The organism is Aporhodopirellula rubra (genome assembly GCF_014192335.1).
GTDB classification, from domain to species: domain Bacteria; phylum Planctomycetota; class Planctomycetia; order Pirellulales; family Pirellulaceae; genus Rhodopirellula; species Rhodopirellula rubra.
Map to the genome: position 1 here is coordinate 41,832 of NZ_JACHXU010000010.1, position 22,683 is coordinate 64,514.

Below are 22,683 nucleotides of genomic sequence, written 5' to 3' on the forward strand. Positions count from 1 at the left end.
AGTGTTTCCTGTTGTGATGATCTCACCAGCGGAACGTAGCGAAGGGCATCTGGACTTTCGTCGAGCGGGTCAGTCGGTGCTCTCGACGTGGGCCTCGGCGTCGGAGTTAGTCGAGACTCTTCTCACAGGCGGTTGGGCCAGCAAAAACGACCATTCACCTTCGCGGGATGACTCTGACGAAACGTGCGGCGTGGAAGCTGCTGTCCAATTCCAATTGTTGGCCGCACCGGGTAGCAACCAGGTTTCACCGGCAGCAATCGATACTCCGTCCAGCTCTCCCGAGCCGGCCAGCATGATCAAGACCATCGGTTCACCGCCGGCAAAATTGGCAGCGCCGCAGCCCGATAGACGCCGCAGACGGAAAAACTCTTGATGCTTCGAATCGATGATCCGCTCTTCCGTGAACGCATCGGTTTTCCTCACCACATGCGGAGCCTGAATCATCGTGTTAGCGACCGACTCGAGCGAATGCTCGCGGTAGTCAAAGACAGGCAGCACGTCGTCCAGTTCCAGTCCCATGAACCGTGCGTTGTGTTCGAGGACGTGTCCCCCTGCGCTGAACTCGCAACGCACGACCCAATCGGTCGGCTCCTGCAGTTCGATCATGAAGATGCCGTCGCCGATCGCGTGCGGCGTCCCCGAGGGCACCATCAGACAGTCGCCCGGTTTGACAGGAAACTTTTCAAAACAGGCACGCATGCCGTTGAGGTCTTGCTCACGCACCATGTTCGCCCACTCTTGCTGAGTCGGCGGATGTTGGAAGCCGAGGTAGACATAGGCATCGTCGCCACGGGTCGAGAGAATGTACCAACACTCGGTCTTGCCCGCGTTGCCTCCGAAACGTTGCTTTACAAACTCGCGATTCGGGTGTGCTTGCAGATGCAGGCGGACGCCCGCGTCGAGCAGTTTGATTAAGACACCGATCTGCCCGGATTCCTCCACGGGAGGCGTTTGTTTTCCCCAGAACCATTCCGGCTGCGATGCGATCAGGTCGTTCAGTGCCATATCGCGGCCGTCGACGGTCACATGTGAAACGCCTTCGTCTGCACGTTGTAGGTTGTCGCCGTTACGTGCCCGTGAGGTTGAGGCGAGCCAATCCTCAGGGAAATGGTCATCGTCGCCGGACTCTTCTTTACGAAAGGCACGCAGTTGCGAACCTCCCAAATAGCTTCGCCATGCGTAGTTCGGTTTCAGTTGGATCGGTGAACTATTCAAAGGACACTTCCCATTCCGAACCGTCGTCCGCTTTCAAAACAACTCCGGATTCATCGAGCGATACCGTGTTCCAATTTCCCGGCGTTCCCTTCCCGCAATAGGCAAGACAAATCAGGGTTGCCTCTCCGTTAACGTTGCAGGTCATGATCGGATACTCACTGCACTCTGACATGATGTGCGTGCGATCGGCGCCGTCATGGCGAACGGTATCGGATGTCTCCCAACCGCAGACGTTTTGCAGCTTCGTCGAATAGGCACCGTTTTCATGGGCGTCGGTACTGACAGGCAAACTGTGCCCGCCGACCGTCAATTTTGCGGGCTGGAGAGCATTGATTCTGTGCAACTGCAACTGCCAGCCGCCTTTCCACCAGACATGCGTTTCGACTTGCACCGAGAAGTGAGCGACTTTGTGACCCAGCACATAAACCATTGCACTTTCGTCTGCGGTGCACTTCAGCATATGCGTGCTATGGCGGCCGTAGACGGTGCCGTCTTCTGATTCGGCCGTTAATGCCGCATCACGCGGAAACTCACCGGACGCCGATTCGACTTCCAGACCGACGCCGGTTCGGTAACTCGTTTTGCCCCATTTGTACGTTCCAAATCGGGTGTTGCCGGGATTGATCCCTGACTCGGAGTTGTGCAATTCGATATCACCGTCGACTGAGCGGACAACCATTCCGGCTGCGGGGATGGGGCGAACAAAATCGTCACCCTCAGACGGCAACGGTTGTGCAGGTGCTGTCCAGAACGGATCGCTCGGGTCAATCAACAGCGGCGAGAACGCCTTGGCGGCCCAATACGGCGAGCCTGCACACGAATAGACTTCCGCCATCAACGGAAACTCGTCCGTCCAACCAAGGCTCAGCGGTTGGTCTTCCGGTAATCGGCTTACGAAGAACTCGACGTTCTTCATGAACACGGCGCGGCTCAGCCCGGGATCAATCGCGCTAACGCCGCAGTAGTGTGCCAGTCCAAAAGGCGCCGACGCGTTGAAGCGATAGACCATCGAACGTCCGAACGGAACATTCTCGCCGGACGCCGCAAAGAAATGCACGTAGTCTTTCAAGAACGGAACCGCATAGTCACGCCAACGCTGGGCACGATCCGGATCCATGTCGCCGTACAGTTTGCCCCACCAGAGACCGTAGAAGTGCCATGCATACGCGTTGTAGATGTCCACGGTTTCGTTCATCCCGTCGATAAACCAACCGTCTTTGAGATACATGCTCTCGAGAGTGTCCATCCAACGCAGCAGCAACTCTTGGTCGCCGGGCGAGCCCGCTCCTTCGCTGACCATGAAGCTCAGCGGCAAGACCCCGAAGAAGAGATGGTTATTGCGATGAAATCCGCAGCCGCGTGCTGTTCGCATCCAGCGTAGGACTTGGTGCTTGTCTGTATCGGAAAGCGGAGTCCAGAGATGGTCGCGTGCGATTTCCAGTGCGATGACCAGTGCGCCCATTTCGACGCAGTGTTGATGGTAATTGGTAACCGGTCCCCAGTATTCATCGGCCGAAGGATCGGTTCCCGCAACCAGTCCCTCTCGGAACCACTTGGCAACTTCGTCTCGCGTGAACCCCTCCGTTTCACCGCCCCCGCCTTTGGCTGCCAACCAATGGGAAGCCAGCAAACAGGGCCGAGCAAACGATTCGAGCACATCGGCTAGCTCGCCATGGTCGCTGGCCGGGCCTTCCAATGGGATGGACGCCGCGCCGGGCTTCATGCATTTTACCAAGGGCGCCAACAGCTTTTCCGCGATCGCCAGAGAACGCTCGTAATTGGATGGTTCCGTCGTCAACGTCATGTTGTGATTTCGCGGGTGGATGTCGATCGCGGGCAATGTCGTGATCTTCCGAATCGTGGTCGTCAGGATACAAAACGCCGGCAGGGCCTTGGCGTGTAATAATTATTAGATTATGATGGTAGAGGTAGGGGTTGGCAAGAGGGTGCTTGCCAACATTTTCAAAAACGATCCCCCGGCGATTTGCAAGAGCGGTTAAATGAAACCCCTACCGTCGGCTATGCTCTTGTCCATTGGCCCATTAGATCATTTCTATAGAACTGCGGGCTAGGAAAACGTCACCCCCTGCATGAGGTAGCAATTTATGAAACCGGATCCTTCCCTGACGACCAACGATTTACTGCCGAGCCTCGAGCGGTTCTGGGCGGTTTCCGCGCAGAAAATCGAACTGCTCAACCGAGAGTACGACGACTCGCAGGGATCGCCTGTTTTCACTGTCGCCGGCAAATACACCACTCGCGGGTGGACCGAATGGACTCAAGGATTCCAGTATGGATCGGAAATCCTTCAATTCGATGCGACCGGCGATGAGACTTTCCTCGAGATGGGGAAGCGAAACACGGTCAAGAAGATGGCACCGCACATTACCCATTTCGGTGTTCACGATCATGGGTTCAACAATGTCAGCACCTACGGCAACTTGCTGCGACTGATGAACGAGGGGCGGATTCCCGAAAACGAATGGGAACGTAATTTCTATGTGATGGCGCTGCAGGCTTCTAGCGCCGTGCAGGCCAAGCGTTGGACGGATCTGCCTTCGGGCGGGTACATCTATTCGTTCAACGGACCGCACTCGCTGTTCGCCGACACGATCCGTTCGCTGCGCGTCCTGGCGGTGGGGCACCAGTTGGGGCATTCCATCATGGGTGAGAACGATAAGAAGACCAGTCTTCTCGAGCGGTTGGTTCAGCACGCCAAAACGACCGCCGACTATGCGGTTTACTACGGCGAGGGCCGTGACTTCTACGACACGTGGGGCCGCACGGCACATGAAAGCATCTTTAATCTAAACGACGGCAACTACCGCTGTCCCAACTCTCAGCAAGGCTTTTCGCCGTTCACGACGTGGACGCGTGGGCTGGCGTGGATCATGGTCGGTGCACCGGAGCAATTGGAATTTTTGAAGACGATCGATGACGCCGAACTGGAACCGCTCGGCGGACGCGACGCGATCGAAGCGTTCCTGGTGAAAATGGCCAAGGCGACGTGTGACTTTTACATTGAAAACACGGCGACCGATGGCATCCCTTATTGGGACACCGGGGCGCTCAATACGCACAAGCTCGGCGAAGACGTCTACCAACGTGAATCCGATCCGTTTAACGATGCCGAACCGGTGGACTCATCGGCGGCGGCCATCGGCGCTCAGGGCCTGCTCCGACTCGGTAAATACCTCGATGATCCCAAATACACGCAGGCCGGTCTGACCGTGATGAAGACCCTGCTCAGCGACAAATACCTGAGCCTCGATCCATCGCACCAGGGCCTTATTCTGCATTCGGTCTATCACCGCCCCAACGGATGGGACCACATCCCGGAAGGTCAGTCCGTGCCATGTGGCGAATCGTGCATGTGGGGTGACTACCACGCTCGCGAAACGGCGCTCTACATCCAGCGACTCGCCAACGACGACCCGTATTATAAGTTCTATCTGTGATGCAGTCGAACTCGCCAAGCGTTCCCTGTCACGCCTGGATTGCTGGGTAGCCTGACGACTTTCGTAGCGTCGTGTTTCAAATGACACCATCAACTTACAACAACCAAACTGGATTGCAGGATGGAAATTAAGAGAATCGGAATCGTCATGAACGGCGTGACGGGACGCATGGGCACGAACCAGCATTTGGCTCGTTCCATCACGGCGATCATCAAACAGGGCGGTATTAAGGTCAGCAACGACCTGACAATTATGCCTGACCCTATTTTGACCGGTCGGCGTGACTACGCACTCAAAGCCCTCGCCGAAAAATACGGTCAAGAAGCGCGAGGCGAAGCGTACAAGTACACGACCGACCTGCAGGGGGCACTTGACGGTAAGTACGGCGATCACGAGATCTTCTTTGATGCCTCCGGTACGTTGCAACGCGCCGGATTCATCGAAATGGCGGTGAAAGCTGGCAAGGCGATTTACTGCGAAAAACCGACCGCCGTCGAAACCTGCGAAGCCGTTCGTCTCGCCAAATTAGTTGAGGGGGCGGGGCTGAAAAACGGCGTCGTGCAAGACAAGCTGTGGCTGCCCGGATTCCGCAAAATCAAAATGCTCAAGGAGCTCGGCTTCTTCGGAAAAATCCTTTCCGTCAAAGGCGACTTCGGCTATTGGGTCTTCAGCGGAATGGATTACGACCAGCCCGCCCAACGCCCCTCATGGAATTATCGCGCTGAAGACGGCGGGGGCATGATGATTGACATGTTCTGCCACTGGCGCTACGTGATCGATCATGTGTTCGGACCGGTTCGCAGTTTAGTGGCGTACGGGGCAACCGACCTCGACCAACGCCGCGCCGAAGACGGAACGCCGTTCCAATGCACCGCGGACGACTCCGCGTATGCGATGTTCGTGCTCGAAGACGGAACGATGGTGCAGTTCAACAGTTCATGGTGCACCCGTGTTCGACGTGACGATTTGTTAACCGTGCATGTTGACGGAGTGAACGGATCGGCGGTTGCCGGTCTGCGTGAAGTGAAGACTCAGTCGGCCGCCAACACGCCGAAGCCGACGTGGAACCCTGACATCCCACAGCCGATCGACTTTTTGGGCGGTTGGGACGACGTGCCGAACAATATCGATTACGACAACGCGTTCAAGATTCAATGGGAGTTGTTCATTCGGCACGTTGCTCTCGATGAACCTTGGAGCTATTCGCTGATGGAAGGCGCCAAGGGTGTTCAACTGGCCGAGCTCGGTATGGAGAGCTGGAAAGAACGCAAATGGGTGGACGTTCCCGAGCTCGCGTAAGCTCCTTCGGATAAACGATTGGCATGGGATTACCGCCCGTGTCGCAACTTAAACACACCTTTTAACAATAACTGTTTTGATGAGCAAAAAAGTCGCATTGGTGACCGGCGGTGGCCGGGGCATCGGTTTCGGGATTTGTGAGAAGCTCGCAGCCGATGGATTCAATTTAGTGCTGAGCGGACGCTCGGACGCCTCGAAAGTCGCGGACTCGGTGGCGAAACTCGAAGCTATGGGAGCTGAGGTTCTCTATTGCTCGGGCGATGTGTCGTCCGCCGAAGATCGCGCCGCGATGTTATCGAACATTGAAGAACGCTTCGGGCGATTGGATGTGTTGGTCAACAATGCCGGCGTCGCGCCGCAAGTGCGTGCCGATATTCTCGAGGCAACCGAAGATAGCTTTGAATGGATCATGAAGATCAATCTGCAAGGGCCCTATTTCCTGACGCAGGCCTGCGCGAATTGGATGATCGAGCAGAAGAAGGCGGACGGTTCCTTTCAATCGTGCATCATCAATATCGGATCGATTTCCGCGACGGTGGTCTCGCCTAACCGCGGTGACTACTGCATCTCAAAAGCGGGGCTAGGCATGATGAGTTCGCTCTTTGCCGCTCGTCTCGGTGAATTCGCTATTCCGGTTTACGAGATTCGTCCCGGCATCATCAAAACGGACATGACCGCGGGCGTGACGCAAAAGTACGACAACCTCATCGACAACACCGAGTTGCTGGTTGAGAAACGATGGGGAGTGCCGGAGGACATTGGCAAATTGGCCGCCGCCATGGCACGCGGCGACATGCCCTACGCGACCGGTCAAGTGGTCTATGTCGACGGCGGGCTGACGATGAACAGACTATAAGGCAAAAGGCACGTGCCCTGGTGGAAGTCGTCAATGGTCAGATGTTTTCAGCAATCGAGTGAACGTTTTTCGTAAATGTCGCGCTGGATGTTTCCCTGATGAAAAGTAAACACGATAAAGAGGAATCACAGACCATGATGACACTCACCCGAAGTCTAGCCACGGGGCTGTGCGCTGCCGCGTTTTTCTCGGCCGTAGTCGCCCCAGTCCAAGGCCAGGATGCGCCGTACGATCTCGAAAAGTTTCGTTCCGTGCTTGACGACTCGAAGCTGCAGGCGCCAACGAGTTCGCCGACGAAGATCAAGCAAGGCGACTTCCGGGGAGCAAGCAACGAGTATTTCTTTCTCGACAAGACCGGGCGATACATGACGTTCACCGTCGAGGGCGACAGCAACCGATCGGAGCTACGTCAGAGTACCGGTGATTGGGACACCGCCACTGAAACTCCCCAGCGTTTGATCGCTCGGGTACGCGTATTCGTGCCTGAAGACGAGGGGCTCGAACAGTTCACTTTTCTGCAGATCCACGATAAGAAGAACGGCAGCGAGGGGCTGAACAAACCTTTGCTCCGCCTTACTCGCCGTAGCGACTATCGCGACAAGCAGGACCATCTTTGGGCCCACATCCGCACGCCCGAGAACGGCAATGAGCCAATATCGCTAAAGAACTTTGCGACCAAGAACGTCGACCTCGGGCCGCGGCCCGAAGGATTTTTTGATGTCGAGATCCGTGTGCAGAAAAGCCGAATGACTGTCGCGATCAACGGGCAAACCAAGGTCGACATGGACGTGTCGTATTGGAACGGTCTGAACAACTACTTCAAGGCAGGCGTCTACAACCAAAACAACGGCCGATCCAAAGTCGAGTTCGAGTCGCTGCGGTTCTCAAATTCCGACAATTGATTTGGGCCGTGGTCAGTCACGTGACGCGTCTCATTTCATCAGCCGGGGAAGGCACAGGCACTGTGCCTATCATCATCGAAAGTTAACAGGCAGTTTTGGTCGGGGGAGTTGTGTCGGCCCTTCGGGCCTTTGTTTCTAAGTTGCCTTTGGTACCGGGGCCTTGAAGGCCCCGGCATTGGTTGTATCAGCCCTCCGGGCTTTGTGTGGAATGGCTTGGGGTGGGCTAGGTGGCTCTGTGTCCAGCATGACTAGGCCCGGAGGGCCGGTACAACCATTGCCGGGGGTGTTAACCCCCGTTTGTTGAGTGCCACTTCAAAAGCAAGGCCTGGAAGGCCGGTACATCGATTGCCGGTGGTGTGATGACCGCCGGGGCATTCGTAGTCATCAACTGTAGTAGGCACAGGCCCTGTGCCGTTACGCTCGCAATTGTTTGGTCGCCCGCCGTCTCCCGATTGATGCAATCGTCTAAAGCCAGCTCGGTGTCTTGGCATCATCAGCGGATAGCTGGGAGCAACCCTTCGCGTTGAAACAGCTCTTCCATTTTGGCTCGCACCTTCAATTTCCACACTGGGTACTCGCTGGAAAAACCATGTCCTCCAGCTGGGACCGTGATCAGTTCGCATGCGTTGCCAGTTGACTGCAGTTTGTTATGCAGGGCAACCGCGGTGCTGTAGTGGACCAAGTCGTCGAAGGCCGCGTGGAACATCACCAGCGGTGGCATTTTGGCATCGAGTTGATGAACCGGTGAAAGTGCTGTGGCGTCGTCGCCGAATCGCGACGGGGTGTAACCGGTCTCAGGTGATGTGTCGGTGACGGCGGAGCTGAGAAAGACGGCGGCCGGTTTCATCTTCGGCGACGTCGCGGGATCCGATCCGGGAGGTGCGTTCTCGATGGCAGTCCACATGGCGACATGTCCACCGGCGGAGGTGCCGCCGACCGCGACACGTGCCGGGTCGATGCCGAGTTCGGCCGCGTGTTCGATGACCCATCCGAACGCAGCACGCCCGTCATCGACGGAAGCATGGGGGCTGGTATCGAAGCGGTTTTTCGTGCGGTAGTCCGGTGCGATTCCTACCATGCCGTTCTTGGCCGCCCAAGCTGCGGTCGACGCCGACTTCTGTGGAGTGCCTTTGGTCCAGCCGCCGCCAAAGAAATAGACGAACGCAGAACGTTGGTCGCTGGGTTTCCAGCCATCAGGTTTGTAGACGAACAGGTTCATGGCATTCTCGCCCTCGCGATAGGCCATCGTTTCGGCGCCAGGCAAGCTATCGAGAGTGACCTCTTGCACTGCGGCTTGCGCCGCGTTCGGCAACATTGCGGCTGGTTTTGATTCACCCGATGGATCTTCGATGTGCAGATTGTCGATCAGGAAGTCGGCTGTCTTGGATGTCGACGAACTGAACCCGACGCGGCCAAGCACCGCGTCGCCTTTTGTGATCTCACGATGCATCGGGCATCCCGCCGGCGTTAGCTCACCCAGCAGTGAATTGTTCACCCAGACGACCACCGAGTCTGGGTTGAGCGTCACGGTTTCGCCCGTGTCGGGGCGAGCGTACGAGAGCGTGTTTGCGTCGTGATCGTTGACCCAAATCTTGACGTTGAACGGAGCGGTAACGTCATAACGCGTCTCAGCGGCGACATCATCACCGACGCGCAGTTTGAGGTATTTCTGTTGATACAATTCGAGTCCGAAGGCACGCCGAGCTTTTGCGTTGAGCACCAGACCTTTGCCTGGGCCCCACGGGCCGATGCCGAAGATGACGGTTGATTTTCCGTCGCCGTTTTGCGGGGCGTTGTTCAACGCATCAAACTCAACATACATGCTGCCGAGTTTGGATGTTCCCACGTTGTACTCCATCGCGCCGCCTAGGCTTAGGTCTGAATCGTTGAAGCGGGCGGCCTTCCCCGAGCCGACTCGTTCGCCACCATCGACGACCGTCACCATGTCGACTCGCTGTAGCTCTGGGGACTTGGGCACGCTGTCGATCTCGAAGCTGTCGAAGGTTTCGTGCAGATGAACGGTGCCGCCCGGTCGATCGACGCTCCGCCCGTTCGCGGCCTCTCCACTGACACGAGGCGTTTGCGGCGGAGGGGTGACATCCGCGGCTTGAAGGGTGCCAGCCAACACAACACTCAGTACGACACTAGCTCTTGTCATCATCGAGAGGTCCCTTGCTTTCTTGAAATCGGCACGTTGTGCGTTATCGACGTGAAATATCAGGACATTGGTTCATAGTTATGAAATTGTCAAGCCGCAAAATCATAAAATGATCCATCCTGGCGCTGGGAGACGCTATCCCGCAGCCGGGCCGCTTGTTTCGCCCGCAGCAAACTCAGAAGGCACGACCAGATCAACGAAGATTCGGTTTTCGCCGACCTCTTCGGATTTGCAGATCAGTTTGGCTGCCTCCTCGCCGATCACCTCGGGGTTACTGCTGGCGCTGGTCAGGTCGGGATGAATTTCCGTGCACGCACGAGAGCGGTCGACGGCGGCGAGGCTGACTTCGTCGGGGATGCGAATACCGTGCAGCAGCGCAAACTGATGTGCCCCGCGGGCCATCAGACCGTTGTGACAGATCCAAGCGGTTGGGGCGTCCTCGCGGTCGTCGCCCACGCGTTTCATCAGTTCCGCGGCACAGTCGAACCCTTCTTGGCGATCTCCTTTTTCGACGCTCACGACAAAACGCTCGTTCAGGCTCATTCCGCGAGCGGACAAGCATTCACGCAGGGCGCCGAGTCGCATTTGGTGACGTCCGAGCCGGCAATTGCCGCCCAGCCACGCGAACCGTTCGTGCCCCAGTTTCACAAGATGTTCCACCAATTGCTCGAGAGACTGCTTTTCGTTTGGCGTCACGGAATGGCACAGCCCGGGAGCACTCGCGTAGACGCTCAGCAGCGGCACGCGGAGGACGCCGAGTGCCCTCAGGAACGGTTCGCTCACCTCGCCGAGCACCACGATACCCTGCAGAGGATCACGCTGGCCGAGCAGTTCGAACAGTTTCTTTTCGTCGAGATCGCCTTCTCCACCGAGAAACGTGGTGCTGATGCGAGATTGCTGCAGCACCTTGAAGAGTCCCATCTGGACATGGCTGAACGTGTTGCTGGGTTGGTAGAGTTTCAGGCCGCTGCGTTGAACGATTCCGACGTAATTGCGACGGGCTTCGGGCGCGTGGCCGGGCTGCATGCCACGCGGCACGTACCCGTTGGCGACGGCGACCTGCCAAATCTCCTTATACGATTTGTCTGAAATCCCTTCGCGCCGCCCGTTGAGCACGAGCGACACCAGCGATTGAGAAACGCCCAGTTCTTTTGCGATCTGGCTTTGAGAAATCCGTTTTGCCATGGTCAACACTCCCGAATGCCGTGCGGGAACCCCCGTTCATAATCAACAGAAAAATATTCATGATATAGCCTACACTTCAATTGCTTTTGTTGAAACGATGCGATACGATTCATAATAATGAACAATGCATCCCAAGCTCAGCCGACTGTTCTGGTCTTGATGACCGAGCAAGAGAAGAACGAATTCATGCCACCGGACATTGAGGCCGGGTTGCGGGAGATGTTCCCCAATCTCGTCTGGGTGGACGCTCCGCTGGAGGTTGGCCAGTGGCATTATTCGCTCCGTGAGCAGCGGCCGGAGATCGTGGTTTGTGCGTGGGAAACGCCACCCCTGCCGCTGGAGGCCGCCGAGCACCTGAAGTATCTCTGTTTCCTTTGCGGCTCGGTCCGGTCGTTGGTGCCACGTGAATTGATCGAACGCGGGTTGATCGTGACGAACTGGGGTTCGATCGTCAGCAACACCGTGGCCGAATGTTCGCTTCTGCTTATCCTCTCCGCGTTGCGGCGAGTCGGTAATTGGAGCGTTGCGATGCGGACGCGGGGAGAATGGAAACAAGGACGCCATCCGGACACGCTCAGTCTGTTCGGCCGCCGGGTCGGACTGCATGGTCTTGGTGCGATCAGTCGTGAGCTGGCCAGACTGCTGGTGCCGTTTAATGTGGAGTTGTCGGCCTATTCACCCAGCGTGCCCGATGAGACCTATCGGAAGTTAAACATTCGTCGTGCGGATTCGCTGGAAGATCTATTTTCAACATCGGACGTGCTGGTCGAGTTAGCGCCCGGCAAACCAGACAACTACCACCTCGTCGGCGATGACTTACTGCGGTTGCTTCCGCAGCAGGCCGTCTTCGTCAATCTTGGCCGCGGCATGGTGGTGGATGAAGCGGCATTGGTGCGAGCCAGTCGCGAGCGTGGTTTGCACATCGCGCTGGACGTCTACGAAACCGAGCCGCTGCCGGCCGACTCGCCGCTGCGTCGTTTGGACAACATTACTCTGCTGCCGCACCTCGGCGGTCCGACACCAGACCGTCGCCGTGATTGTGGCGAACTGGCTCTGCAGAACCTTGGATACTATGTCAGCGATCTACCGCTGATGAATGTGATTGACTTGGGGACCTATGACCGTGCAACCTAAAATCAAGTGGGGTATCTCCACGCTGGGATGCCACGAACTCGACCTGCCGGCAATTTGCCAGTTGGCCGAAAAACATGGGATCCATCATTTGGAGGTCCGCAGTCTGGCTGACTGTTTGAACCTTCCGGAGTATCTCGATGTGACTTACCCCAATGATCCCGGCGCGGCGCAGCGAATTCTTCGTCGGCATCGCCAATCCATCATCGCGTTGAACAGCGGTTTCAGTCTGATCGGAGCGGACGACGAAGCTCGGGATGAACTGCTCGCGTTTGCACGTTGGGCCGATCTGCTTGATATCCCTTACATCCGCGTCTTTGGTGGTGGCAGTATGAGCGAGCCGCTCACGCAGAGCGACATCGCAGCCGCCACGCAAAACTTGCATTGGTGGAAGCGGCAGCGTGAAAAGCATGAATGGGTAACGCAGATCGCGTTGGAAACTCATGACGGGTTCAGCAGTGCCGAGCGGTGTTTGCAACTTCAAGATGCATTCGGCTCGCCCGTGCACGTGATCTGGGACACACACCATACATGGAAGATGGGGAACGAAAGTGCGGAGGACACATGGGAGCAGATCGCGTTCATGATCCGACACGTGCACATCAAAGACAGCATTTCGGTGCCGTCGTCGCGTCACCCCTACAGCTATGTTTTGCCAGGACAAGGTGAGTTTCCGGTCGACGATGTCTGGAGCGTTCTCAGCGAGAATAACTATCGGGGAATCGTCAGCCTCGAGTGGGAACGCAAATGGCACCCCTATCTGCCCGACCTCGATACCGCGCTGACTGCGCTGACCGAAAGCGGCTGGCGATCCGGGGCACCGTTCCCCGTCGGCCGCTGATCGAAGTTGATTTCACTTGCCCGGGGAATCCGTCTGCGCCGGTGATGAAGGAAGGGGAAGTGTTTGATGTGGCTGCCGAACTGAGAGAGTTAAACGGCTAGCGATCATTGCTTGGATGGGGAACATCCGGGCGACTCGCCACGATGAATCAAGGCTTGAAGGGCTGACATAATGAATTGTTCTGGCTTGGGGCTGAGCCAGAGTTGTGTCGGCCCTCCAGGCCTTTGTTTTTGTTTTGGCTGTGGTACCGGGGCCTAACGGCCCCGGCATTGGTTGTGTCAGCCCTCCGGGCTTGGGTGGGGTGGATTGGTTTGTGGACCTGGTTTGAATGTCCAGCATGATTAGGCCCGGAGGGCCGGTACAACCATTGTCGGGGGTGTTAACCCCCGGTCGACGATGGGCGACTGCCAACGCAAGGCCTGGAGGGCCGATACAACGATTGCGTGCCGGAAGGCACAGGGGCCTGTGCCTTCAACAGTTGGAGGTGTGCAGGCGGGTGGGCCCTACGATCGTTTCAGACGGTTCTGTGGGTGCGGGATTCCGGTTGTTTTTACTGGAAAAGTCCTTCACGGGGCGGGATTGTCGGCTTTCATGGAGGCTACGCGGCCAGTGCGGCTCGTTCTCGGTTCGCCGATTGCGCGTCAGTGGTGGTTTCCTTCGTGACGCACCGAGTGAGAAAACTCTTGACGCTCTACATCTTTTTGCTGGTCATTGTCTCGCTCCTGTGCGGTTCCTCTCCGGCGGTTCCTGATCCGTCGTCGCGTGCGGTTTTGGCTACCGTTTTGATGGTTTCCGGATGGGTTCTGCTGGCCCATGTCGCGGGCCGCCTGTTGGCTCGTCAGGTCGTTCGCGGGTCACTGAGCTACGGCGAAGCGGTTGATTTCTTGCGGATGCAGATGGAAACGTTTCGATGGTTCGCGCTTCCGATCACGTTGCTGTGCCACTACGGTTTTTCGCTCGCCGCATGGCTGCGGATTCAACCGCTTCTCGACGAGAGCATGGCGTTGCAAGCCGTCGGCCTGCTCGCGCCGGGGATGACGTTACTCGTCGCGACTTGGTCGGCCGAATACTGGTTCGCCGCGATCATCGGTATTCAAGAAAAGTCGATGAAGAAGTATGTCGGTTCGATGTTTCAAATGATGCGAAGCGGCCCGGCATGGTTGATCTTGCCGACGTTGTTGTTCTTGGGGCTTGGTGACATCGCAGGAAAGATTCAAATGTTGTACTTCGCCGACTCCACATTGGCGGAAGGCGAAACCTACGAAACGTGGATTTGGGGAATGATCGCGGCGGGGGTGGTCTTGGTTGCTGTCGCGTTGCCGTACATGGTTCGGTGGATTGCAAAGACGGAATCCGTGGGGACCGAGCAGCAAGCCGAGCTGGAGACTTGGTTGCGGCGTTGTGGGATTTCCACGCACCGATATTTCGGAATGCAGACCGCACGATGGAACACCGGTGGACGGATGCTCAACGCGATGGTCGCGGGAATCGTTCGGCCAGGGCGATTGTTGTTATTGTCGGACCGCCTACTCGACGAACTGCCGCGTGGTCAGCGGATGATGGTGGTGATGCACGAGCTCGCTCATGTGAAGCGTTTTCATGTGCCCGTTCGCATGGCCGCGATTCTGCCGGCTTGGTTTGTTTCGAGTTGGTCCAGTGCGTTGTTGATTGACCACCAGTGGCTCGACGCCTCGATGGGGGCGGCGATCGGCGGTGCGTTGGGTTTGATCACTACCGTCGTGGTTTTGGGAACGGTCAGCCATTTGTCGGAACTCGATGCCGACGCGACCGCCTGTCGTCTCGCGGTGCGGGCCTGCGACGCGTCACGAGACGCGAGGCGATCGAAAGGGCACGCCAAGGGCGAATCGGACGCCGCGGATGAGGCTGCATCGACAGGGAATCACGACCTGCCGATGACGCGAGAATTGGCCGCCGAGTTGATGGCGGACGCTTTGGTTCGCGTGACGGCCGATCACCCGTCATCGAGGAAATTCAGTTGGTTGCATCCGAGTCTCGAGACTCGCGTGGGGCGATTACGGCGAATCAGCCGCCCGCTTCCCGATCTTCGATCAGACAGCCATACTCTGGCTATCTGAACGAACCCCTCGTTCAGACTGATTCGAATAAACCCATGTATACGAGAGTCGATTCTGATGAGTCAGAGCGGAGTGATCACATTCAAAGGCAACCCGATGACCTTGGCCGGCAGCGATCTGGCGATTGGCCAAGCCGCACCGGATTTCAAACTGCACTACGCACATGAAGGTTTGAAGGAACTCACGTTGGCCGACGTCAAAGGCAAGCCCACGATCTTGAGCATCGTGCCTAGCCTCGATACCCCGACATGTGCGGTCCAAACCAAGACCTTCAACGAAAAACTCGGCGAACTCGGTGACAAGGTCAACGCGGTCACCGTCAGTCGTGACCTGCCGTTCGCGCAAGCCCGTTTCTGTGGCGCCGAGAACGTCAAGATGCGAACCGCGAGCGATTACCAAACGCACGAATTCGGCGAAGCCTACGGCGTCGAAATCGAAGAGCTGAAATTGCTCAGCCGCGCGGTTGTCGTTCTCGATGCCGACGGCAAAGTCGTCTACAAAGAAGTCGTGTCGGAAGTCACGCAAGAGCCTGACTACACGAAGGCCTTGCAAGCCCTCACCGATTTGGTTGGCTAGTTGCGGGTTGTCCGCGTGAAGCATGAGTTGAGACCGGACGGTTTACGCCGTTCGGTCAGGCGTCTCCGCGGTAGACGTGAGCGTTTGGCGTCGATCAATCATTGCGTTCGATGAAATCGGTAGCTACGTTCGCCAGAGCGTGGTCCACTGTCGACCGTCCGCCGTCAGGTGACGGTAGCTACGGTCGCGTGGAAAGGTTCTGGAGATTGCATGAGTTCGGCGACGGGGCGAGTCATTGTCTCCGCTACGCCGCAATGTTGACCGTTTTGGCTCAAGCGTAGATGAATGCAGCCGACGCGTTCTCCGACGACGTCTGATCGAGCGATGAACTGATCTCGCTGTTTACTTTTTCAATAGAACCTGTTCGCCAAATGAACGAAGCATTGGGTTTCGTTGGTAGCAGGCAAAAACATTCTAACTCCTTTCAATCCCCCACTCCTCCTTGCTACTCGATCGACTTCGAACCAGCGGCGTTTTGATTTTTGTCTCGATTGCGTCGCTGTATGCTGACGCGAACTTTTCGGTCTCCGGTGCACCTGGTTTGTTCCTGTTTCCGTTGTTGTTGTTCTTTGCACTCGGGACCGCCGCGGATCTGTGTGGGCTGTTGTTGCGGGCGGGGTTCCCGGTTCATCGGGGCGTGATTTTGGCAGCGACGGCATTGATCGCGTTGTCGCCATACGTTCCCGTTGTTTGGAACACCGTGTCGGCATTGGTTCCGAATGCGTTGTCGCCTTATCCGGTGGATTGTCCGATCGGGCAGATGGGATGGATCACGTTGGCGGGCATCGTCGCGACGTTGATCTTTTTTCTCGACGAGATGAAAGATTATTCGGTCGGTTCGGATCCCTCGGGAGTTCTCCGGCGGCTCACCGCGAGCATGTTCACGGCGACTTATGTCGGTTTGCCGATGAGCCTGTTGGTCGTTTTGCGAGGGTTGGGAGCCGACGACGTGTCGGCGACCGGAGCGGGTAATTGGGGGTTGGCGGCGTTGTTGAGCATGATCGCGATTACGAAATCCACCGACGCGGGGGCTTACTTCACCGGAAAGTCGATCGGACGCCGGAAACTGATCCCGCGGCTGAGTCCGGGGAAGACGTGGGAGGGTTCGATTGGCGGTGTGGTCGTCGCCACGTTGGTCGCGGCGGCCTGCATTGCGTTTCTTTTTCCGGCGATTTCGGGTGCGGATTCGGCACCGCCGCTGGGGCTGGCACTGTTGCTCGGGCCGCTTTTGGCGATTTGTGGGATGGTCGGAGATTTGGCGGAATCCCTAGTAAAACGGGCCTGTGGGGCGAAAGATTCCGGGAATTTACTGCCTGGGCTGGGTGGCGTTTGGGATGTGACGGATAGCCTGATTTTTGCATCTTTGCCAGCTTTTCTATGTTTCGCGGCCGTGGCATGATCTGGTGTGCGGGTTGCATTAAAATGCCGGTTAACTTTCAATCGAACATGCCGGGTCTTTCCATTGTCGTTTAGAATTCACGCGGATCGTGTCCGGTGATAGTTTGTTCTTTTCCTCGAAATGAGAGTCGTCTGATCAACGTTCCTTATTCATTCGTCGTGGTTGTCCAGTGAAGCCCGTCATGAGCGAAGCCACGATTTCGACGGCAGGGCCGGACGAAGTTCTGATGCTGTTCGGTCCTCGCGACCAACACGTTCGCAAACTCCGCCGTCTTTTCGGTGTCGACATCACCCATCGCGACGGGCGTGTCCGTGTCGCGGGAGAAGAATCTAAGGTAGGCGCCGCGGCGCGTGTCCTGGAGCGGTTGCGAGTGATCGCGCGGAAGAAAAACGAGTTGTCGGTCGGCGACGTCGAGACCGCTGCGACCGAAGAGGGCGCAGTTGTCGAAAGCGGGCGGCCTGCGCGGCCGAGCAGCGAGACGATCAACATCCAACACGCGGGACGAAAAATTACTCCGCGGACGCCTGGCCAAGCCAAGTATGTCGACGCGATTCGTACTCATGATCTGACGTTTGCGACTGGTCCGGCCGGTTGCGGGAAAACATACCTCGCCGTCGCGACGGCGGTCGAAGCTTACAAGGCGGGTGAGGTTCGCAAGATCGTGTTGGTGCGTCCTGCGGTCGAAGCCGGTGAGAGCCTGGGGTTCCTGCCCGGTGACTTGCGTGCGAAGCTGAATCCGTATTTGCGTCCGTTGATGGACGCGCTTGGTGAGATGGTCGATTACGACCAAGCACGTGGGTTGATGGAACAGGATCTGATCGAAATCATTCCGCTGGCGTACATGCGTGGCCGCACGCTGAATGATGCGTTCATCATTTTGGATGAGGCGCAGAACACGACGGTGGCACAAATGAAAATGTTCCTGACCCGAATGGGTGAACGGAGCAAGATGGTGGTTAGCGGCGACGCAACCCAGTTGGATTTGCCTCGTGGCGTGCGAAGTGGATTGCACGATGCGTTGTACCGACTCAGCAAGATCGACGGCGTCAGTGTGATCCGTTTGGGAACACACGATATTGTTCGGCACCGATTGGTGCAGGCGATTGTCGAGGCATATGAAGCGTCCGAGCGACGCGAGGACCATAACGGGCGTCCGGATTCCAGCACCGACGGTTCTCACTGAGCCAGCTCGAGAGATCATCATGAGCAATGCAAAAACACAACGTGCGGGCAAAGAACGCATCGAATCGCTCGGCATCCCGAAACCCAAATGGGCGACGTGGTGGGACAAGAGCGATAAGGGCAATCTAGCGATCCGTTTCGGCATCGCGTTCATTGCCGCAGTCGCGCTGTTGGCGTTGTGCCGCACGTGGCAACCGGCGTTTTCGTATCGCATGGGGGCGATCCCTGCTCGCGATTTGATGAGCCGGGTGACGTTCCAGGTGCCTGATCGCGTTGCGACGGACGATCAGCGTGAACGCAAACGCCGCGAAGTTTTAACGTTGTACCGCAACACCCCGGTGCGACTCGAGCAATTGCGTGCGGCCCTGCGAAACCGATTGTTTCTGGTGCTGGGGGCGTCGTCTTTCGAGCAACTCGGCGAAAAGGAACAGGCCGCGTTGACGGAGTTTTACGAGGGCAGTGAAACGGCGTCGGATGACGAGTCGCCTGCCGAACGGTTCGCGTTGCTCAAACGAGTGTTTGCAAAAGATGTGGAGCTAACCGAACTCGACAGCGTTGTGGAATCGGCAATGATGCCGCTGTACCGCAACGGTGTTTTGCAGGCCCCGCAGCACTCGCCCGAGCAAGGGTCGCAGCGAATGATCCGCGTCTTTCAGGGTAACCAAGTCGACGAGGCGGTGCCGGTCGAACTCAGCAAAGTGCGGATCGCCGAGGCCGCTGGCGAGCTTCGCACGAAGTTGAAAGAGAACTTCCGGACGCGGTATCCGTCCGATGAAGGTCAAATCGCGGCGGAGATGATCGCGAAATGGTTACGCGACCAATTGCCCAATTATGAAACGCTGAAGTACGACGACGAGATGAGTCAGAAGGCACGCGACCAAGCGGCCGACGCCGTCGAGACGGTGCAGATGACTTACTATGCCGGTCAATCCAAACTCGCCGACGCGGGGAAACCTCTCAGTATTCGAGAGCTCGAATTGCTCCGGAGCGAATGGTCCGTGTTGGTCGATGACATGCACTTGTTCGACCGAGTCGCTCGCGTGGCGGCGTTCGCCGGAATGATTATCGCGTTGTACTTGCTTTGCGGATCGTACATTTGGTTTGTCGACGATCGGACGCTGGTGACCGATCACTGGAAACTCGCGAAGGTGCTCACGCTGCTCGTCGCAACGATCGTATTGAGCTACTACGCATCGCGTGACGCTTGGCGTGCGGAGTTGGTTCCGTTAGTGCTCGCGTCGATCACCGCGGCGGTTGTCTATGGTCGTGATTTTGCATTGTTGGTGATGGCCGGTGCGAGTCTGAGCGTGACGTTGTTGCTCGGTGCGGATTTATCGAACCTGGTCGTCATGGCGGCGGCGTGTACATCGTGTGCCCTTTTGACCGGACGCATTCGCAGTCGCACGCACTTGATCACCGTTGGGATTTTGTCGGCGCTGATTACGATGTTGACGACGATCGGTGTCGGTATCGTGTCCGGGCAAACGTTGTCGTCGGGAGCACCGGGGGAATCGCTCGAACCGATGCTGTTGAGCGGACCGCTGCAGCGGGTGCTCTCCGGATTGGTTGGCGAAGCCGGTTGGGCGGGTTTGTGTATCGTTGTTTCGTCGCTCGCGATGACGGGCCTGTTGCCGTTGGTCGAGAAGACGTTTGGCGTGCAGACCGACCTGTCGTTGTTGGAACTCGGCGACGCGAGCCATCCGTTGCTGCGACGTTTGGCGCAACGCGCACCGGGAACTTACAACCACTCGATCAACGTCGCGTCCATCGCCGAAGCCGCGGCGGACTCGATCGGTGCGAACGGGTTGTTGGTTCGTGTGGGAGCGTATTTCCACGACATCGGCAAAATGTTCAAACCTGAATACTTCATCGAAAATCAAAGTGCCGGGATTAATCAGCACGACTCGTTGCAGCCCGCGATGAGCACGCTGGTGATTATCGCGCACGTCAAAGACGGTGCTGACTTGGCACGCAATCACCATTTGCCGCGTCCGATCATCGACTTCATCTTGCAGCACCACGGTACGACGTTGGTGGAGTATTTCTATCGCGAGGCGGCCCGTCGAAGTGAAGAAGACCCGAACCGCGAATCCGTCAGTGACAAAGATTTCCGGTATCCCGGACCAAAGCCGCAAACGCTCGAAGCGGCTGTGTTGATGTTGGCCGATACGGTCGAGAGTGCGTCGCGGACGTTGGTGGATCCGACTCCGGCTCGGATTTCGAACCTGGTCGATTCGATCGCACAGAAGAAAGTCGGTGACGGACAATTTGACGAATGCGGGCTGACGTTCTCGCAACTTCACCGCGTCCGGCAGAGCCTGGTGAAGTCGCTGACGGCGATCTACCACGCTCGAGTCAAATACCCTGGGCAGCAATCCGCGTGACCGGTTTGATGAGTGAGATCGAGATAACGATAGACTCGCGTGTTCGCGATCAGGTTCGCGGGCATTCGAGTGAGGAGCGTCCGCTCGGGCGAGTCGAAATCGAAGCCGCCGTTCGTGCGGCGGCTGCAGTCGGGAATTGCACGGATTGCCGGATCGGCGTGCGGGTCACCGATGACGCGACGATCCACAAGATCAATCGCGAGTTCCTGCAGCACGATTATCCCACCGACGTGATCAGTTTTCCCTACGAGTTGCAACCACCGATGGTGGAAGGGGAATTAGTCGTTAGCATCGACACCGCGGAAAACGAAGCCACGGATGCGGGATGGTCCGTCGCACAGGAGTTGCTGCTGTACGTCATCCACGGAACGTTGCATCTGGTCGGATTCGACGACACCGATGATGAGTCGAGAAAAGAAATGCGTGAGGCGGAAAGAAAGGCGTTGGGAGGATGAGGTGACAGGTTGCAGGTTTTTTGAATAACGCTGTCTCAATTTCGTCCACCCGTATCCCCGTCCACCCGTATTCTGTCCTCTTGTTTCCATGTTTCCCTCCCCTAACCCTCTTTCTTCATGATTGAACTGCCTCTCTGGGTCGCTGTGGCCTGGACGATTTTCGGATTCCTTATCGGCAGCGTCGGCGGTCTTGGCGTCGAGCTGTTGGACGGATTCGCCGGTCGGTCGTTCGAAGTCTATTGTCGGGTGAAGAAGAACCGCGATCGGTTCGGTTCGGTGTTGGATCACCAAGACGCCGCGATTCGGGGAAGCGATTATCTGCGAATGATCGGCACCGTTCTGTTCATGATGTTCGGAACGATCGCGGTGATGGATCACTACGGCGAGGGAGTCAACGCTTTGGTTTTGTGGGCGAGCGCGGCGGGTGTGTTGATGATGCTCACGCACCTGTGGGTTCCCGTTGCGGTAACGCGGTTTACGTCCGCGCCGTTGCTTTATTACACATGGCCGTTTTGGTTGACATTGTCGATCGCGATGCGGCCGTTGCAGGCGCCCGGCGAAGTGTTGGAGATTGTGACGCGACGGTTGGCGGGCAAAGCGGAAACGGAGGACGAAGACGAAGAACAACTCGAAGACGAAATCCGAACGATCGTTGCGGCGGGAACACGCGAAGGCTACTTCGGTCCCGGTGTGCGTGAAATGATCCAAGGCGTGATGGAACTGCACGAGGATACCGTCGGGCACATCATGACTCCCCGGGGCGACGTGGAAGCCATTGATGCGACGATCAGTTGGAAGGACGCGTTTGCAAAAATCATTGCCAGCGGCCGGACACGCTATCCGGTTTACGAAGACAACATCGATAACGTGGTCGGCATTCTGTTCGTGAAAGACCTGTTGCCGTTTTTGGTCTCCGACGGTCTGCCGAATCAGCCGATCGTGGAGCTGTGTCGTCGACCGTGGTCGGTGCCGAAAGACCGCAGCGTCGAGGCTTTGTTGCGTGAGTTCTTGCACAACCGTTCGCACATGGCGATCGTGGTGGATGAGTTTCAACAGACCGCGGGTGTGGTGACGATCGAAGACGCACTCGAAGAAATCGTCGGCGAGATCGTGGACGAATCGGACGAGGAAGAAGAGTACGGCATTCGGATCATTGACGACGACACGATCGAGGTCGATGGGCGGGTGATGATCGATGATCTCAACGAGCGGATCCACTGGGACATTCCCGAGAGTGAGGATTATGAAACGATCGCAGGATGGGTGCTGTACAACACCGGATCGATTCCGGATTCGGGACACTTGCTCAAACTAGGGAATCTTGAAATCGAGATTTTGCGAGCGACCAACCGAAAAATCGAATCCATGAAGCTGCACCGCGGTGCGGGCGTGACCCAGTGGACGTGATCTGATGGGCACGTTCCCAACGGAAGTGCCGCAACGGGCGTGATCAGGCCAGATGGGTGGCCGGCGGGGTGAATTCCGGTATCCGGCGAGAGGGCGGGCCAAACGAGTGCGGTTTGTTGTCCGACCCTACCGCTTTTCG

The 22,683-nt window shown here is 57.2% G+C and carries 17 protein-coding genes; 13 read left to right on the forward strand and 4 right to left on the reverse strand.

What is annotated here, in order from left to right:
• Positions 1 to 69: 69 nt before the first annotated feature.
• Positions 70 to 1,215: a class I mannose-6-phosphate isomerase gene (locus FHS27_RS14650; protein WP_184305671.1), complete on the reverse strand. Its 1,146-nt coding sequence runs from the start codon at positions 1,213 to 1,215 to the stop codon at positions 70 to 72.
• The gene (locus tag FHS27_RS14655; RefSeq protein WP_184305672.1) at positions 1,208 to 3,019 is read right to left on the reverse strand and encodes a DUF2264 domain-containing protein; all 1,812 of its coding nucleotides are present in this window, start codon (positions 3,017 to 3,019) and stop codon (positions 1,208 to 1,210) included. Before FHS27_RS14655 ends, FHS27_RS14650 begins: the two co-directional genes overlap by 8 nt.
• 301 nt (positions 3,020 to 3,320) lie before the next feature.
• On the opposite strand from FHS27_RS14655, the gene FHS27_RS14660 reads away from it, so the two are divergent.
• From FHS27_RS14660 to FHS27_RS14675, 4 genes are all read left to right on the forward strand, one after another.
• Positions 3,321 to 4,673 carry a glycoside hydrolase family 88 protein gene (locus tag FHS27_RS14660; protein ID WP_184305673.1) on the forward strand — a complete coding sequence of 451 codons (1,353 nt, stop codon included), beginning with the start codon at positions 3,321 to 3,323 and terminating at the stop codon, positions 4,671 to 4,673.
• Positions 4,674 to 4,793: 120 nt separating this feature from the next.
• Positions 4,794 to 5,972, forward strand: a complete 1,179-nt coding sequence (locus FHS27_RS14665) for a Gfo/Idh/MocA family protein (RefSeq protein WP_184305674.1) — start codon at positions 4,794 to 4,796, stop codon at positions 5,970 to 5,972.
• Between the two features lie 79 nt (positions 5,973 to 6,051).
• Positions 6,052 to 6,828 carry a 3-ketoacyl-ACP reductase gene (locus FHS27_RS14670; protein ID WP_184305675.1) on the forward strand — a complete coding sequence of 259 codons (777 nt, stop codon included), beginning with the start codon at positions 6,052 to 6,054 and terminating at the stop codon, positions 6,826 to 6,828.
• 98 nt (positions 6,829 to 6,926) lie between these two features.
• A complete protein-coding gene (locus FHS27_RS14675) occupies positions 6,927 to 7,730 on the forward strand; it encodes a polysaccharide lyase family 7 protein (RefSeq protein ID WP_221225121.1) in 804 nt (267 codons plus the stop codon).
• A gap of 493 nt (positions 7,731 to 8,223) precedes the next feature.
• On the opposite strand, the gene FHS27_RS31555 is transcribed toward FHS27_RS14675, so the two are convergent.
• Both FHS27_RS31555 and FHS27_RS14685 read right to left on the reverse strand, forming a co-directional pair.
• Complete coding sequence (locus FHS27_RS31555) at positions 8,224 to 9,891, reverse strand: alpha/beta hydrolase (RefSeq protein ID WP_184305677.1); 1,668 nt, start codon at positions 9,889 to 9,891, stop codon at positions 8,224 to 8,226.
• Positions 9,892 to 10,023: 132 nt separating this feature from the next.
• The gene (locus FHS27_RS14685) at positions 10,024 to 11,073 is read right to left on the reverse strand and encodes a LacI family DNA-binding transcriptional regulator (RefSeq protein ID WP_184305678.1); all 1,050 of its coding nucleotides are present in this window, start codon (positions 11,071 to 11,073) and stop codon (positions 10,024 to 10,026) included.
• 117 nt (positions 11,074 to 11,190) lie between these two features.
• On the opposite strand from FHS27_RS14685, the gene FHS27_RS14690 reads away from it, so the two are divergent.
• The 9 genes from FHS27_RS14690 (at position 11,191) to FHS27_RS14730 (ending at position 22,544) form a co-directional block, all read left to right on the forward strand.
• Entirely contained in the window at positions 11,191 to 12,207 is a 1,017-nt protein-coding gene (locus FHS27_RS14690) for a hydroxyacid dehydrogenase (RefSeq protein ID WP_184305679.1), read from the forward strand.
• Positions 12,197 to 13,045 carry a sugar phosphate isomerase/epimerase family protein gene (locus FHS27_RS14695; RefSeq protein WP_184305680.1) on the forward strand — a complete coding sequence of 283 codons (849 nt, stop codon included), beginning with the start codon at positions 12,197 to 12,199 and terminating at the stop codon, positions 13,043 to 13,045. The genes FHS27_RS14690 and FHS27_RS14695 overlap by 11 nt, the downstream gene beginning before the upstream one ends.
• 683 nt (positions 13,046 to 13,728) lie before the next feature.
• Positions 13,729 to 15,141, forward strand: coding sequence for a M48 family metalloprotease (locus tag FHS27_RS14700; RefSeq protein WP_184305681.1), 1,413 nt, complete (start codon positions 13,729 to 13,731; stop codon positions 15,139 to 15,141).
• 57 nt (positions 15,142 to 15,198) lie between these two features.
• Positions 15,199 to 15,717 (forward strand): thiol peroxidase, encoded by a 519-nt coding sequence (gene tpx, locus FHS27_RS14705; RefSeq protein WP_009099093.1) that lies wholly within the window; start codon positions 15,199 to 15,201, stop codon positions 15,715 to 15,717.
• A gap of 442 nt (positions 15,718 to 16,159) precedes the next feature.
• Positions 16,160 to 17,116, forward strand: coding sequence for a phosphatidate cytidylyltransferase (locus FHS27_RS14710; RefSeq protein WP_184305682.1), 957 nt, complete (start codon positions 16,160 to 16,162; stop codon positions 17,114 to 17,116).
• A 181-nt stretch (positions 17,117 to 17,297) separates the two neighbouring features.
• Positions 17,298 to 18,299 (forward strand): PhoH family protein, encoded by a 1,002-nt coding sequence (locus FHS27_RS14715; RefSeq protein ID WP_044254311.1) that lies wholly within the window; start codon positions 17,298 to 17,300, stop codon positions 18,297 to 18,299.
• Positions 18,300 to 18,318: 19 nt separating this feature from the next.
• The gene (locus FHS27_RS14720) at positions 18,319 to 20,682 is read left to right on the forward strand and encodes an HD family phosphohydrolase (RefSeq protein ID WP_184305683.1); all 2,364 of its coding nucleotides are present in this window, start codon (positions 18,319 to 18,321) and stop codon (positions 20,680 to 20,682) included.
• Positions 20,679 to 21,137, forward strand: a complete 459-nt coding sequence (ybeY, locus tag FHS27_RS14725) for an rRNA maturation RNase YbeY (protein WP_184305684.1) — start codon at positions 20,679 to 20,681, stop codon at positions 21,135 to 21,137. The genes FHS27_RS14720 and ybeY overlap by 4 nt, the downstream gene beginning before the upstream one ends.
• Before the next feature lie 117 nt (positions 21,138 to 21,254).
• A complete protein-coding gene (locus FHS27_RS14730) occupies positions 21,255 to 22,544 on the forward strand; it encodes a hemolysin family protein (protein WP_184305685.1) in 1,290 nt (429 codons plus the stop codon).
• The last annotated feature ends 139 nt before the right edge of the window (positions 22,545 to 22,683 follow it).

Excerpts from the sequence above, each read along its gene's own strand:
- FHS27_RS14655 (WP_184305672.1), bottom strand. The coding sequence starts at position 3,019 with ATGACGTTGACGACGGAACCATCCAATTACGAGCGTTCTCTGGCGATC.
- FHS27_RS14660 (WP_184305673.1), top strand. The coding sequence starts at position 3,321 with ATGAAACCGGATCCTTCCCTGACGACCAACGATTTACTGCCGAGCCTC.
- FHS27_RS14665 (WP_184305674.1), top strand. The coding sequence starts at position 4,794 with ATGGAAATTAAGAGAATCGGAATCGTCATGAACGGCGTGACGGGACGC.
- FHS27_RS14670 (WP_184305675.1), top strand. The coding sequence starts at position 6,052 with ATGAGCAAAAAAGTCGCATTGGTGACCGGCGGTGGCCGGGGCATCGGT.
- FHS27_RS14675 (WP_221225121.1), top strand. The coding sequence starts at position 6,927 with ATGAAAAGTAAACACGATAAAGAGGAATCACAGACCATGATGACACTC.
- FHS27_RS31555 (WP_184305677.1), bottom strand. The coding sequence starts at position 9,891 with ATGATGACAAGAGCTAGTGTCGTACTGAGTGTTGTGTTGGCTGGCACC.
- FHS27_RS14685 (WP_184305678.1), bottom strand. The coding sequence starts at position 11,073 with ATGGCAAAACGGATTTCTCAAAGCCAGATCGCAAAAGAACTGGGCGTT.
- FHS27_RS14690 (WP_184305679.1), top strand. The coding sequence starts at position 11,191 with ATGAACAATGCATCCCAAGCTCAGCCGACTGTTCTGGTCTTGATGACC.
- tpx (WP_009099093.1), top strand. The coding sequence starts at position 15,199 with ATGAGTCAGAGCGGAGTGATCACATTCAAAGGCAACCCGATGACCTTG.
- FHS27_RS14715 (WP_044254311.1), top strand. The coding sequence starts at position 17,298 with ATGAGCGAAGCCACGATTTCGACGGCAGGGCCGGACGAAGTTCTGATG.
- FHS27_RS14720 (WP_184305683.1), top strand. The coding sequence starts at position 18,319 with ATGAGCAATGCAAAAACACAACGTGCGGGCAAAGAACGCATCGAATCG.
- FHS27_RS14730 (WP_184305685.1), top strand. The coding sequence starts at position 21,255 with ATGATTGAACTGCCTCTCTGGGTCGCTGTGGCCTGGACGATTTTCGGA.